Raw genomic sequence first — 12,614 nt, 5'->3', positions numbered from 1 at the left:
TCATGACGAGCGAAGTTCTCAAACACTCTGGCGCGCATGCCGATGCGCATGCGCACGACCACGCGCACCACGATACCGGGGGCAACACGATCTTCGGTTTCTGGGTGTACCTGATGACCGACCTGGTACTGTTCGCCAGCCTGTTCGCGACGTTCGCCGTATTGCGCGACGCGACGGCCGGCGGCCCGACCGGCAAGGAACTCTTCGACCTGAAGTTCGTGCTGGTCGAAACGTTCATCCTGTTGTTCTCGTCGATCACCTATGGCTTTGCCATGATCGGTCTGCACAACGGCAAGAAGGGCGCTGTGCAGGGTTGGCTGGCGATCACGTGGCTGCTGGGCGCCGCGTTTATCGCGATGGAACTGTATGAGTTCCACCACCTGATTCTCGAAGGTGCCGGCCCGAACCGCAGCGGTTTCCTGTCGTCGTTCTTCGCGCTCGTGGCGACCCACGGTCTGCACGTGGCCTCGGGCCTGCTGTGGATGGCCGTTCTGATGTTCCAGATCGGCAAGAAGGGCCTGACCGCCACCAACACCACGCGTCTGCAATGCCTGTCGCTGTTCTGGCACTTCTTGGACGTGGTCTGGATCGGCGTGTTCACGGTCGTGTACCTGATGGGAGCGATGTAAATGAGCAATAGCAAATCGGTGCAATCGCACGGCCACGACGCTGGCCACAATGCGGCCGGTGGCAGCCACGGCAGCGTGAAGTCGTACCTGATCGGCTTCGTGCTCGCGGTGATCCTGACGGTCGTGCCGTTCAAGCTGGTGATGGATGGCACGATGCCGCCGTCGACGGTGCTGCCGCTGATTCTCGGCGCCGCCCTCGTGCAGATCATCGTCCACCTGATCTACTTCCTGCACATGGACCGCTCGTCGGAACAGCGCTGGAACGTGATGGCGTTTCTGTTCACCGTGCTGATCGTGGCCATCGTGCTGGTCGGCTCGCTGTGGATCATGCACAACGCCAACTCGTTGATGATGCCGGGAATGTAAGTTCCCGAACTTGCCCGCCGGTTCGGGGCAAGTGAAAAAGGCGGCTTCGGAATTCCGGGCCGCCTTTTTTTATGGGCATTCGTGATGGGTGTTCGGGGAGGACGGAGGGTGTTGAGCGCCGATGCCCCACGGAGCCGATGAGAGTTATCCGTGAGGCGCTTTGTCCTCCGGCGGCGTATCCGAGGTCGGTGCCGCCAGAATCACCCCCGGACGCACCGGCAGATCCGGCCGAATGCCCAGCAACGGCAACGCCTGCGACGCGATCTCCGCAAACGCAGGCCCGGCGGCCTGCCCGCCAAAGTGTTGCGACGCTTTCGGCTCGTCCACCGACACGGCAATCACCAGACGCGGCGCCGACAACGGCGCAATCCCCACGAACGACGCCCGGTACTTCGAATGGTCGTAACCGTGTGCGCCCGCCTTGTAGGCCGTGCCGGTCTTCCCGCCGATGCTGTAACCGGCCACCTGCGCCGTGGTGGCGGTGCCGCCCGTATCGACCACGGCGGCCAGCATCTTGCGCATCTCGACGGCCGTGCGCGCATCGATCACGCGCACGCCCTCGGGCTGCGCCGGTGTATCCGGCTTGACGATGGAGATGGGCACGAGCACGCCGTCGTTGGCGAAGATCGTGTACGCGCGCGCCAACTGGAACAGCGACGCAGAAATTCCGTAGCCGTAGGCCATCGTCGCCTGCTCGATGCGCCGCCACGACTTATACGGGCGCAAACGGCCCGACACCGCCCCCGGGAAGCCCAGCTTAGGCTGCTGACCCAGACCGATCTCGGTGAACATGTCCCACATTTCTTCGGCGCGCAGCATGGTCGACACCTTGGTCATGCCGATGTTGCTCGACTTCTGGATGACGCCGGCCGCCGTGAGCACGCCGTTCGCGCTGTCGTCGCTGATGGTCGCGCCTTCGAAGACGTATCGCCCCGGACCGGTGTCGATGAGCGTGGCCGGCGTCAGACGATGCAGGTCCAGCGCCAGCGCCATGGTGAAGGGCTTGAGAATCGAGCCCGGCTCGAAGACATCGGTGAACACGCGGTTGCGCAGTTGTTCGCCCGTCAGATGCTCGCGGTCGTTCGGGTTGTATGTCGGAAAGTTGGCCAACGCGAGCACCTGACCTGTTTTCGCATCGATCACGACCGCCATGGCGGCTTTCGCGCCCGTGCGATCGAGCGCGTTCTTCAGCGCCGCGTAGGCGATGTATTGCACGCGGGTGTCGAGCGTGAGGTGAATGTCCTTGCCGTCGCGCGGGGGGCTGGAGTCGTCGAGGTCCTGAATGGTCCGGCCGATGCGGTCCTTGATGACGCGCCGCACGCCCGCCGTGCCCTCGAGCAGCGGCTCTTCGCCCAGCTCCATGCCCTCCTGCCCCTTGTCTTCAACGTTGGTGAAGCCCACGACGTGCGCCGCAACGTCGCCTTCGGGGTAGAACCGCTTGTATTCGCTGCTTTCGTAGACGCCCGGAATGCCGAGCGCTTCGACCTGCTTGCCGATTTCCGGCGATACTTGCCGCTTCACATAAACGAACTTCTTCTCGCCGATGAGCTTGGTGCGCAGTTCCTTCGCGGGGATGTCGAGCAGCTTGCTGGCCTTCTGAATGTCGCTGTCGGACAGGTCGTCGGGCACTTCGGCGGGCACCGCCCAGACGGTGCGCATCGGCAGACTGGTTGCGAGCACGCGGCCATCCCGATCTTCGATCTTGCCGCGCACCGCAGGCATGACGATGGTGTGCTCGTAACGTTTTTCGCCCTGCGCTATATAGAAACCGTTGCCGGGGCCCGCAATCCAGAACGCTCGCACGACCAGCCCGATGAACGCGAGGGTGATCATGATGACGACGAGTTTGGAGCGCCACAACGACATGCGCGACTGCAATACCGGACTGGAGGCGAACGTAACGTCCTTGGGCTGGCGATTCTTTTGCATGGCGCTCGCGAAGGCGGTGAGAGGCGTGAACAGCAATGAACCGATCAACAAACTCTGGCTCAAATTCTAGGCGAGATAGCGTAGCACGCAAGCGACTGTTGCAATAGCGCAAAAGCCCCGTCAGGTGGGGCTTTCAGAGTTTTTTTCGATGCGATCGAACATGCTTTTTGCATGGGTGTCGGCTGATGAAACCGGGGGCGGATTTTCCCGGCGAGAGGGCTCGACCGCCGGGGAAGACATCGCGCGCTATTTGGCCGGGCCGACCCGGATGTCTCCGTACCATGCATGCGCACTTGCATGGGTGTTGTCACTGTCGGTGAAGATGCCGTAGCCGAGCAGCTTGCCCGGCTTCTCCTGATAGATGCGTTCGTAATCCGCCGCGAGGTTACGCGAGAAGGTCTGCCATTTGCCGAGCGACCCATCGCCGCCCGCCACCACAAGCATCTGCACCCGGTCGGTGTGCGGGTTCTGGATGACACTGCCCGGCGCCGCGTCGTTAGACCAGATGTACATCAGCGTGGCGTAGGGAAGATCTTCGCCGCCGACCTTGGCTAGCGTCATCGCCGCACGGTCGCCGAAGGGCAGCGAGGATTTATCGCCATCGAAGACAAACACCAGCCGCGCGGGCGAATCCTCTTTGTCGCCGACGCGGTTATCGGCGCCTGGGATGGCTTTGTCGACTTTCCAGCGCCACGTCACGCCCGGCGTCGCAGCGATGTCGACACTGTCTCCCTTGGCCATCAGTGCCGAGGCCGAATCGACCGAATTGGCTTCGATGACATTGCGTCCGCCATCGATGACGACCGTGTAGGTGGTGAGCTTCTTGCCGCTGACGACCGGCAAATTCTGCCAGCCGGGCGGCAGTGCGTTACCCGGATTCGCTTTGGAGAAGGAGATGGCTACCGGCGCGGCGGCCGCGGGGTCGGCCGCGCTGGCCGCCGTGGCGGCGAGCCCGCAGACGATCAGGCTGAGCGCGAGCGCCAAGGTCCTCATGGGCGAGGAAGTCCGGTGCGATGGTCTGCTGACAGGGCGGCTAACGTGGCCCGGCGAGCGAAGCGGCGAGACGATACGATGCATGGTGAGCGACTCCGGCGTAGGCAGGGACACCGCTGGCACCGGCCGGATGGCCCGTGCCTCCGGGGGGACTCGCCCCCAACTCGCCCCCAACCAACGGCAATCGATGACTCAACGGCAAGGGGATCAGCGCTGCTGCATGGCAACCCGCAGACCGAGGCCGATGAAGATCGTGCCGATGATCTTGCCCTGCCAGCGCAGCAACCCTGTGAAGCGTCGCACGACCCTGCCGAGCGGGCGCACCGACAACGCGATCGCTGCGGTATAGAGCGCGCTCATCGCGACGAACACCAGCCCCAGCACCAGGAACTGCGCGAAGACATTGCCCTCGCTCGCATGCACGAACTGCGGCATGAAGGCGAGGAAGAAGAGGGCGGTTTTCGGATTGAGCACTTCGGTGGCCACCGCCTGCACGAAGGCGCGTCCGGGCGAGACTTTCGGGGTCACGGGCAGTTGCGGATCGGACGGGCGCTCGCGCAATGCCTTGATACCCAGATAGATCAGATACGCGGCCCCCACATACTTCACCACATCGAACGCCAGTGCCGAGGTCATCAGCACCGCCGAGAGCCCCACGGCTGCACACAGCGTGTGCACGAGATCGCCCAGCGCAATCCCTATCCCCGTCATGATGCCTGCACGCCGCCCGCCTTGCACGGTGCGCGTGATGGTTAGCAATACCGCCGGGCCGGGAATCAGAAACAGCCCGAGTACGACGACAACGAACGTGGCGAGGGTGGCGAAGGTCGGCATGGGGTCTCTCTCCAGGACAATCGGCGGCGACGCAATGGCGACATCATCCCAGATTCCGCAGCAACGTGCCCGATAGGGGGCTGAGCGAATGCCGAAGCCTCTCGCGTGGCTTCAGCGGAGGATGTTGGCATTTTCGACGTCAAAACAAGGAAGCGATATGCCATTTGTGCCTCATGCGGCATCCTCATCCCCGAGTACGTTCCTGCACCTGGCTTACGAGGTGGCGAACTGTGTCTACGACGGACTCCGGGGCGACTTCAAAGGCGCCGCCGCGTGTCTGAGAGACAGCGGCCTGCATCATTTACTGAGCGACGCATGGCAAAGCACGGGCTGCCGTCATCAGGAACGGGCGCTCAGCGCGCCGGCCACGGCAGGTGTGGCGGATGTGGCGTTCGCCTGTGCGCTGAGTGCGCTGACCATTGGCGCGGCGGTGCGCTATCTATGGCCGGAGTGGCGTGCGCTGGAGAACGCCTTGGGTGAGGGCGCCCAAGCGCAGCGCCAGTGGGCGCTTCAGACGCAGACGCAACTTCGTCGCCGTACCCCGGCAGATCTCACTTCGATGCGGCAATGCCTCGCGGCATTCGACGCGACGCAGATGTTCGCTAATGGGTCTCTCCCGGAGGGGGCCGCGCAGGGCGCCGCGTCGTCGGGGCGCAAGCTGGCCGAGCGGAAGATCGCGGAGGCTCTCATCCTTCACATCGCCGATGCGCCGCAAACCTGCGTTGCCCAAAGCGACAGAGTGGCCTCGCTGTGTCAGCTTCTGGCGCACGGTCTGCGCTTCAGGCTGCCTCAGGCGATGCGTGAGGCATTGCGCGTGGACGATGCTCGCCCCTCGCTGGTCAGATTCGACGGCGCCTTTGCACTCCTGTGCGACCGTCTCGAACCCGACTGGCGCCACGACGTTGCGGGCTCGCCGACGTTTACCGTTCATCCGGTCGACATTCAGCTTTTCGATCCGGCCGAGACAACGAACGATCTCTCGAAAGAAACGCGCAGGGAGCGGCGGCTACTGACCCATCCCGACGCGCTGCGGCGTATCAGGTCTCGTGTCGTCGCGTTGATGGCGGCGAGCGTGCGGGAGGATTGCGGCAGTGCCTCCGACTGGCGCGATATCGGCGAATTCGCCCTGATGGCTGGCGCCCAGCGAGGGCTGACCTGCGACCGCGTGCTCGACGCTCTGGGTATCGCAATACGCGCGAGCGTCAGTGCGCGCTTCGCATGGTACTGGTCCGACGAGCCGCAGGCGCAGGCCGGGCAGGTCGTCACGTCGACGATCCCGGTCGATGTCTCGCAATGGCTTGCCCGCGTGATGCTGGTGGCCGGCAAGCCCGAGATGCGGGAACCTTGCCCACCCCGTCTCGCCGCATTGGCGCGCGGCGATACCCCACCGTCGCTGGTGATCGGGTCCACCGACTGGATGCATCTGGTCGACGGTATTCGCGCGTTGGGCCGTGACCACTGGCGTGCGGATTTCGCGCAGGTGTGTGAGGAAGGCAGGGCGTAACCGGCATCGCCCACGCGGGGCTACAGATACGCCCCGCCCAGCAGTCCCGCGACGCTGCCTGCCGCGAGCCACCACAACGGATGCACACGGGTGCGGATCGCGAGTACTGCCACGCAGGCAGTGATGCCCGCGAGCAGCCATGACGTTGCCGACGCTTCGGCAATGAGTGCGGCACTCGCGGCGACAAGACCGGCCGTCATCGGCACGAGGCCGGCCTGCACGATGCGACGCCACGACCGGTCTTTGAAGCGCTCCCACAAGTGCAGGACACCCGCAGTGATGAGCGACGACGGCCCAAACTTTGCGAGCGACGTGACGAGCATGCCTTGCCAGCCGGCCACGTGCCAGCCGACGAGCGTGACGATCATGAGATTCGGGCCGGGCGCGGCCTGCCCTAGCGCAAACAGCGCACTGAATTCTTCCGACGTCATCCAGTGGTGCAGCTCGACGACCTGACGCTCCATCTCCGGCAGGATCGTGTTACCGCCACCAAACGCCAGCACCGATAACTGCGTGAAGATGAGCGCGAGCGAGATGAGCGTGCCGGTCATTGCGAAACCCGCCACGTGGCGTAAATCGAGATCGGCGTCATCACGAGCATGGTGAGCACCAGCGGCACGCGCAGCACGGCAATCGCAATGAAGCAGGCCACCGCCACGCAGGCGAGTGCGAGGGACTTGCGCAGTGGCCACGTCACTTTCCATGCCATCTGAATCAACAGGCCGGCTGCGGCCGCCGCGAGGCCGGCGAAGAGATGCTTTACGTGCGAATCGCTTTGAAAGTGCTGATAGATCGTGCCCAGCACGATGACCACGGCAGACGGCGCTGCTATCAGGCCGAGGATCGATGCGAGCGCGCCGCGCCAGCCACGAAAGCGCATGCCGAGCGCGACCGACAGATTGATGATGTTGCCGCCGGGCAAAAACTGACACAGGCCCAGCAGATCGGTGAATTCGGCCGGCGTGAGCCATCGATGTTTCTCGACGATCATGCGCCTCGCCAGCGGCAACGCGCCGCCGAACGCCGTCATGCCGAGACCGAGGAAACCGAAGAAGAGGGCGCGAACACTGGGGGCGTCGGCGACAGGAGGGACTTGTACCGTGGCGGGTGTGCCGGATGTGGCAGAGGTGGTTGGGGCCGGAGTGTTCATGGCAGGTTCGTTATGAAAACTGGACTACGGTGGAGGGCGCCGGGCCGGGCGTGTCATCGGGGCAGAGATGCACGAGTCGCCGCGCGGAACCCCTTGAGCGTAGGATGATTGCGCTATATTGTCCAATATATGGAAGTGACTCGATTCATATCGAACTAATATGGCAAATATTGACATACGCTTGCTGCGCTATTTCATTGCCGTGGCCGAAACAGGGCATATGACGCGTGCGGCGGAGCGTCTGGGCATTGGACAACCGCCGCTTTCGCAGCAGATCCGGGTGCTCGAAACGCAGTTGGGCGTGACGCTCTTCGAGCGTTTGCCGCGCGGCATGGCGCTCACGGACGCGGGTCAGGCGTTTCTCGGCGACGCGCATGATGTCGTTCGCAAACTCGACCAGGCGGTGGACGACGTGCGCCGTGTCGCGGCGGGGATCAAAGGGCGGTTGTCCGTGGGTTTTACCAGCTCGGCGGCGCTGCATCCGTTCGTGCCGACGGTGATTCGCGCGTTCCGCCGCGATGCCCCGTCGGTCTCGTTGATGCTCGACGAGAGCAGCACGAGCGAATTGCTCGACGGTCTGCGAGACGGCCATCTGGACGTCGCGTTCATTCGTCAGCCGCAGGGCGATATCGGGCAGATCGTCTTCGTGCCGGTGCTCGAAGAGTCGATGGTGCTTGCGGTGCCCTCGGCACACCCGCTGGCGCTTACGGGACGCGCCGGCAAGGCGGCCGTGCCGATGACGTCCATCGCGGCGGAGAAGTTGATTCTCTATCGTCGCCGCACGGGGCAGGGGCTATACGACGCCATCATCGCGGCGTGCCACGGCGCAGGCTTCAGCCCGAACATCGAGCAGGAGGCGCCGCGTCTGCTCACGACGCTCTCGCTCGTGGCGGCCGGACTGGGGGTGTCGGTGGTGCCCGCCTCACTCATGCGCATGCAGGTCGAGGGCATCGTCTATCGACCACTCGCCCCTGCGCCGCGCGCGCCCCTGTACTGTGCGCATCGCGAAGGCGTGCTCGCCGGCCCGGCGGCACGGTTGCTGAATCACGTCAATGAAACGGCGCAGACGCTCGCCGCCGAGTGACGAGCGATGCGTTTGCGCCACGGTGTGTGGGGGGGGGGGGGCGTCAGGCCGTCGCGCCACCCTTTTGCGTGAGCAGCGCCTCGATGTGCCCGTGCAGGCCGACGTCGCTCCATGCCAGTTCGCCCATGCGCCAGAAGCGCGCGTTGCCCGCCCGATCGATGAGATACGTGGCGGGCAAGCCGAGCGATCCGAAGCGCTTGTAGACCGCGCCGTCGGCATCGAGCAGGACTGTGCCGTCGATAGGCAGTTTGTCGATGAACGGCTTGACCGTGGCGATCGGTTCTTTGTAATTGACCGCGACCAGCGCGAGGCCTCGCTGACGGTATTGACGCGCCACCGCGCCCATCGCCGGAATTTCTTCGCGGCAGGGGCCGCACCACGTTGCCCAGAAGTTGAGGATGACCACGCGCCCGCGCCATTCCGACAACGCGTACGGCTTGCCATCGAGTCCGTCGAGCGTGAACGCCGGTGTGGTGCCGCGCCATGCCGACAGCGTGCCGCCGGAGGCGCCGGCGAGCGTGCTGTCATCGACTTCCGCCGCTCCCTTGGCCGGGCCGGCCGCCAACGCCTGCGTGCCGGTGCCGCCTAGCGCGCCGGCCGTCCCGAGGGCCCCGAGGGTGTGAAGAAAATGACGCCGCTGCATGGCGATGCGCTCCTTCGTGTGATGTTCTGGAGGTCGTGGATACCGTGGTTCGTATCAGGTATCAGGCCGTGATCTCGCGGGCGTTCATGCGATAGCGGAAGGTGTCCGGATTGAGGCTGTCGAGCTGGGCACGCGCCACTTCGCCGTTCGGATACATAAGGAACGGGACGGTGTTGTCTTGTGCGGCTCGCGCGCCCGGCAGCGGCACGTCAGCGCCGTGATTGAACGCGACCCAGTTCATCTCCCACTGCCCGAAGAGCATCGCGCGCGCCGCACGCACGCGCAGGTCGTCGACCGGCAGGCCGCCCGGCACTTCCTCGAGCACGACCTTGCGCACGTCTGCCGGGTCGACCGGCACCCAGCCGTAGCCGGCGGCGTAGAACTCGGCGCGGCAATGCTGCGCACGCGTGACGTCGCCTGCCTTGCCCAGGCTGTTGAAGCCATGATTCGACGCCGCGACGCGCACCCCGTAAGCGTCGCGTGCGGGAATGCCGACCGAGCGTGCGAGCGCGGTGAAGAGCGCATTGATATCGGCACACTTGCCCGCGAGGTTGCCGGTGGTCAGCATGTAGCGCACGTCGCCGGTGCCGCAGCCGCGCACCGAACCTTCGCGGCGGCAGTTCTCGACGATCCACTGATAGATGGCGCGTGCTTTTTCCACATCACCCTTTTCGCCGCGTGTGATCTTCTCGGCCGTCTCGCGCACGAGGCCGTCGGTCGGCTGAAGCGCCGTCGGGCGGAGATATTGACGCAGCACTTCGGGCGCTTCGCGTGGTGCGTTGGCCGAGGGCGGCTGCGCCAGATCCACATGCCGGTCGCGCGTGGCGAAGGTGTTCACCAGCGTGACCGTGCGGGGCGCTTGCGTCGCGCCATCGGGCCAGGCCACGGCCAGCATCGGCACACCGATGCCTGACGCGCCGCGCACCGTGCGCAACTCGGCGTTGGCCCCCGGCGCCTCCCAGCGTGCGCCGAGCGCGCGCTGGTAGCCCCCGGACGGCGAGGTTGCCACCGGCAGCCAGACGTTTGCCGGGCCGTTACCGTTACCGGCCGGCAGGTCGACCTGCGTCGTCAGTTCGAAGGTACGCCAGCCTTCGACGGGGCTGGCCGACGGCGTGCCTGCCGGTGTGCGTGAGGGTGCCGCCTGCGCATGGGCGGGCAGCAGCGAAGTCGACAGGACAGAGGCGGGCAGGGCGCAGGCACCCAGCGAGAGGAAACGGCGGCGTTGCATGATGAGGTCTCCCTTGGCGTCAGCGCTCACGGCGCATGGTAATTAGGGTGCTGCAATACGGCAGCAATGGCGTTCTGCGATGCAGGGACGATGTGAATCGGTAGCATGGCGGCATCGACAGACGTCTATCGACCCATTCGAGACATATCGACGCGCCAAAGCTGCTTCATAATACGTCGACTTTTGGCAAACTGTCGTCATTCCGGGAGCGGAGCGTATCAACGACGCCTTGAGCGGCACCGCGGTACGCCTTGCGACGGGTTTCCGGCCAATCTCCAACGAACACCAACGACCATGACCGCAATCGATGCAACTCAAGCAGGCGCCGCACCGGCCGCGCCGCGTCTGACTTCGCTCTCGCACGGTGGCGGCTGCGGCTGCAAGATCGCGCCGGGCGTGCTTTCCGAACTACTCGCCCGTAACGAAGCGCCGCTGCCGGCGCCGGCAGCGCTGCTCGTCGGCACGGAGACGTCTGACGATGCTGCGGTCTACCAGCTCAACGACGAGCAAGCCATCATCGCGACGACGGACTTCTTCATGCCGATCGTCGACGACCCGTTCGACTTCGGCCGTATCGCCGCGACCAATGCGCTGTCCGACATTTACGCGATGGGCGGCAAGCCGATCTTCGCGCTGGCCATCGTTGGCATGCCGATCAATGTGCTGCCGCGCGAGACGATTCGCGAGATTCTGCGCGGTGGCGAGTCGATCTGCGCCGAGGCGGGTATTCCGATTGCCGGCGGGCACAGCATCGACTCGGTCGAGCCGATCTATGGCCTCGCCGCGCTCGGCGTGGTGCATCCGAAGCGTCTGAAGCGCAATTCGGACGCACAGGCGGGTGACGTGCTGGTTCTCGGCAAGCCGCTCGGTGTCGGCGTCATGTCGGCGGCGCTCAAGAAGAATCAACTGGACGAGGCGGGCTATCGCCGCATGATCGACGCCACGACGCGCCTGAATCGCGTCGGCCCGGCGCTCGCCGCGTTGCCGGGCGTGCATGCACTCACGGACGTGACCGGCTTTGGTCTGCTCGGCCACACGCTGGAGATGTGCCGGGGCGCGAATCTGGCGGCGTATCTGCGCATGTCCGATGTGCCGCTGTTCGACGGCGTGCGGGAATTGGCCGACAACGGGTGCATCACGGGGGCGTCCGGGCGTAACTGGGCGTCCTATGGGGCATCCGTGGAAATGGGCGAGCGTCTTACCGCACGCGACGGCGATTTGCTGTGCGATCCACAGACGGCAGGCGGCTTGCTGGTGTCCTGCGCGCCCGGTGCGGTCGACAATGTGCTGGCGGTATTCCGTGCCGACGGTTTCGACGAAGCGGCGATCGTCGGCGCGATGCGTCCGGGCACTCCTGGTGTGCGCGTGATCTGACCTGGGTTGCCGGCGGGCGCCTTTCCTGAACTTGCGAAGCGGGGCGCCCGCACGCGTTATGCCGCCTGACGGTCTGCGTGAGCGCCAATGAAGGCGATGATGGTCTCACCCAGCGGCGCAGGCGCATCGCGATGCGGCGAATGTCCGCACGCCGGCAGCTTCACCACCTTCGCGTGCGGCACATGCGCTGCAATGCTGTCCATCTGCGCCATCGTGCCGTACTCGTCGTCTTCGCCCTGAATCGCGAGCAACGGCTTCGAGATGCTCGCCACGGCGCCGACCAGATTCCATTCGCGAAACGCCGGGTCCAGCCAGATATCGTTCCAGCCCCAGAACGCCGACTCGACGTCGTCGTGATAGCGGCCGAGCTTCGCGGGCAGATCGGTCGTCTCGTACACGGTCTTCGTCTTCGCAATGCTCTCGACCGACAGATCCTCGACGAAGAGGTGCGGCGCGAGCACCACGGCACCGGCGAGCCGGTCCGGGAACGCGGCCGAGAATAGCAGCGAGATCGAGCCGCCGTCGCTATGCCCGACGAGCCACACACGATCGGCCTGCTCGGGGCCGACACCGACCGCATCGAGAAACGCGGGCAACACCTCGCGCGCCTGACGGTGCATGAAATCCACCGGCCACTTCTCGTCACGCGCGCGCGGCGTGGAGCGGCCATAGCCGTTGCGCGAATACACGAGGCCGCGATAGCCGCCCGCGTCGCACAACTGCTGCGGCCAGTCCTTCCACATGGCAACGGAACCGAGCCCCTCGTGCAGAAACACCAGCAGCGGGGCGTGCGTGCGCTCGCGGTTGATCCATCGATACTCCAGCGAGAGCGGGCCGTGCGAGGCCGTCTCGATCCGGGCGAACTGTACGTCCGACATCG

General features: G+C 65.1%; 13 protein-coding genes. 5 read left to right on the top strand and 8 right to left on the bottom strand.

Going from position 1 to position 12,614, the window contains the following annotated elements; all coding sequences use genetic code 11:
- The first annotated feature begins 2 nt into the window (after window positions 1–2).
- Window positions 3–629 (top strand): cytochrome o ubiquinol oxidase subunit III, encoded by a 627-nt coding sequence (locus PHO31112_RS27240; RefSeq protein ID WP_174995835.1) that lies wholly within the window; start codon window positions 3–5, stop codon window positions 627–629.
- Window positions 630–995: a cytochrome o ubiquinol oxidase subunit IV gene (locus tag PHO31112_RS27235; protein WP_010808614.1), complete on the top strand. Its 366-nt coding sequence runs from the start codon at window positions 630–632 to the stop codon at window positions 993–995.
- 144 nt (window positions 996–1,139) lie between these two features.
- Here PHO31112_RS27235 and PHO31112_RS22160 read toward each other — a convergent pair whose 3' ends face one another.
- The 3 genes from PHO31112_RS22160 to PHO31112_RS22150 all read right to left on the bottom strand — a co-directional run bounded on the left by PHO31112_RS22160 (window position 1,140) and on the right by PHO31112_RS22150 (window position 4,751).
- Window positions 1,140–2,924: a peptidoglycan D,D-transpeptidase FtsI family protein gene (locus PHO31112_RS22160; RefSeq protein ID WP_150623151.1), complete on the bottom strand. Its 1,785-nt coding sequence runs from the start codon at window positions 2,922–2,924 to the stop codon at window positions 1,140–1,142.
- A 246-nt stretch (window positions 2,925–3,170) separates the two neighbouring features.
- Window positions 3,171–3,917, bottom strand: a complete 747-nt coding sequence (locus PHO31112_RS22155) for a DUF3047 domain-containing protein (RefSeq protein ID WP_150623272.1) — start codon at window positions 3,915–3,917, stop codon at window positions 3,171–3,173.
- 207 nt (window positions 3,918–4,124) lie between these two features.
- Window positions 4,125–4,751: a LysE family translocator gene (locus tag PHO31112_RS22150; protein ID WP_150623149.1), complete on the bottom strand. Its 627-nt coding sequence runs from the start codon at window positions 4,749–4,751 to the stop codon at window positions 4,125–4,127.
- Between the two features lie 157 nt (window positions 4,752–4,908).
- On the opposite strand from PHO31112_RS22150, the gene PHO31112_RS22145 reads away from it, so the two are divergent.
- Complete coding sequence (locus tag PHO31112_RS22145; protein ID WP_150623147.1) at window positions 4,909–6,255, top strand: hypothetical protein; 1,347 nt, start codon at window positions 4,909–4,911, stop codon at window positions 6,253–6,255.
- Between the two features lie 20 nt (window positions 6,256–6,275).
- Here PHO31112_RS22145 and PHO31112_RS22140 read toward each other — a convergent pair whose 3' ends face one another.
- Window positions 6,276–6,806 (bottom strand): chromate transporter, encoded by a 531-nt coding sequence (locus tag PHO31112_RS22140; RefSeq protein ID WP_150623145.1) that lies wholly within the window; start codon window positions 6,804–6,806, stop codon window positions 6,276–6,278.
- Window positions 6,803–7,405 (bottom strand): chromate transporter, encoded by a 603-nt coding sequence (locus tag PHO31112_RS22135; RefSeq protein ID WP_150623143.1) that lies wholly within the window; start codon window positions 7,403–7,405, stop codon window positions 6,803–6,805. Before PHO31112_RS22135 ends, PHO31112_RS22140 begins: the two co-directional genes overlap by 4 nt.
- A 160-nt stretch (window positions 7,406–7,565) precedes the next feature.
- Between PHO31112_RS22135 and PHO31112_RS22130 the strand changes: the two genes are divergently transcribed.
- The gene (locus tag PHO31112_RS22130) at window positions 7,566–8,489 is read left to right on the top strand and encodes a LysR family transcriptional regulator (protein WP_150623141.1); all 924 of its coding nucleotides are present in this window, start codon (window positions 7,566–7,568) and stop codon (window positions 8,487–8,489) included.
- 43 nt (window positions 8,490–8,532) lie between these two features.
- On the opposite strand, the gene PHO31112_RS22125 is transcribed toward PHO31112_RS22130, so the two are convergent.
- Window positions 8,533–9,132, bottom strand: coding sequence for a TlpA family protein disulfide reductase (locus PHO31112_RS22125; protein WP_150623139.1), 600 nt, complete (start codon window positions 9,130–9,132; stop codon window positions 8,533–8,535).
- Window positions 9,133–9,193: 61 nt separating this feature from the next.
- The gene (locus PHO31112_RS22120) at window positions 9,194–10,360 is read right to left on the bottom strand and encodes a transglutaminase-like domain-containing protein (protein WP_150623137.1); all 1,167 of its coding nucleotides are present in this window, start codon (window positions 10,358–10,360) and stop codon (window positions 9,194–9,196) included.
- Between the two features lie 294 nt (window positions 10,361–10,654).
- Between PHO31112_RS22120 and selD the strand changes: the two genes are divergently transcribed.
- Window positions 10,655–11,734, top strand: coding sequence for a selenide, water dikinase SelD (gene selD, locus PHO31112_RS22115; RefSeq protein WP_150623135.1), 1,080 nt, complete (start codon window positions 10,655–10,657; stop codon window positions 11,732–11,734).
- A gap of 56 nt (window positions 11,735–11,790) precedes the next feature.
- Here the strand turns inward: selD and PHO31112_RS22110 are convergent, their stop codons facing one another.
- Window positions 11,791–12,612, bottom strand: a complete 822-nt coding sequence (locus PHO31112_RS22110; RefSeq protein WP_150623133.1) for an alpha/beta fold hydrolase — start codon at window positions 12,610–12,612, stop codon at window positions 11,791–11,793.
- Window positions 12,613–12,614 lie beyond the last annotated feature (2 nt).

The sequence above is a fragment of the Pandoraea horticolens genome, from assembly GCF_902459555.1.
Taxonomy (GTDB): Bacteria; Pseudomonadota; Gammaproteobacteria; order Burkholderiales; family Burkholderiaceae; genus Pandoraea; species Pandoraea horticolens.
The sequence above is the reverse complement of the archived record's forward strand: the minus strand, read 5'-3'. Positions and strand labels throughout refer to the sequence as shown.

Bases quoted from the DNA above. Each gene is read 5' to 3' on its own strand.
- PHO31112_RS22125 (WP_150623139.1), bottom strand. From the start codon at position 9,132: ATGCAGCGGCGTCATTTTCTTCACACCCTCGGGGCCCTCGGGACGGCC.
- PHO31112_RS22130 (WP_150623141.1), top strand. From the start codon at position 7,566: ATGGCAAATATTGACATACGCTTGCTGCGCTATTTCATTGCCGTGGCC.
- PHO31112_RS22155 (WP_150623272.1), bottom strand. From the start codon at position 3,917: ATGAGGACCTTGGCGCTCGCGCTCAGCCTGATCGTCTGCGGGCTCGCC.
- PHO31112_RS27240 (WP_174995835.1), top strand. From the start codon at position 3: ATGACGAGCGAAGTTCTCAAACACTCTGGCGCGCATGCCGATGCGCAT.
- selD (WP_150623135.1), top strand. From the start codon at position 10,655: ATGACCGCAATCGATGCAACTCAAGCAGGCGCCGCACCGGCCGCGCCG.
- PHO31112_RS22160 (WP_150623151.1), bottom strand. From the start codon at position 2,924: ATGCAAAAGAATCGCCAGCCCAAGGACGTTACGTTCGCCTCCAGTCCG.
- PHO31112_RS22120 (WP_150623137.1), bottom strand. From the start codon at position 10,360: ATGCAACGCCGCCGTTTCCTCTCGCTGGGTGCCTGCGCCCTGCCCGCC.
- PHO31112_RS22145 (WP_150623147.1), top strand. From the start codon at position 4,909: ATGCCATTTGTGCCTCATGCGGCATCCTCATCCCCGAGTACGTTCCTG.
- PHO31112_RS22110 (WP_150623133.1), bottom strand. From the start codon at position 12,612: ATGTCGGACGTACAGTTCGCCCGGATCGAGACGGCCTCGCACGGCCCG.
- PHO31112_RS22150 (WP_150623149.1), bottom strand. From the start codon at position 4,751: ATGCCGACCTTCGCCACCCTCGCCACGTTCGTTGTCGTCGTACTCGGG.
- PHO31112_RS27235 (WP_010808614.1), top strand. From the start codon at position 630: ATGAGCAATAGCAAATCGGTGCAATCGCACGGCCACGACGCTGGCCAC.
- PHO31112_RS22135 (WP_150623143.1), bottom strand. From the start codon at position 7,405: ATGAACACTCCGGCCCCAACCACCTCTGCCACATCCGGCACACCCGCC.
- PHO31112_RS22140 (WP_150623145.1), bottom strand. From the start codon at position 6,806: ATGACCGGCACGCTCATCTCGCTCGCGCTCATCTTCACGCAGTTATCG.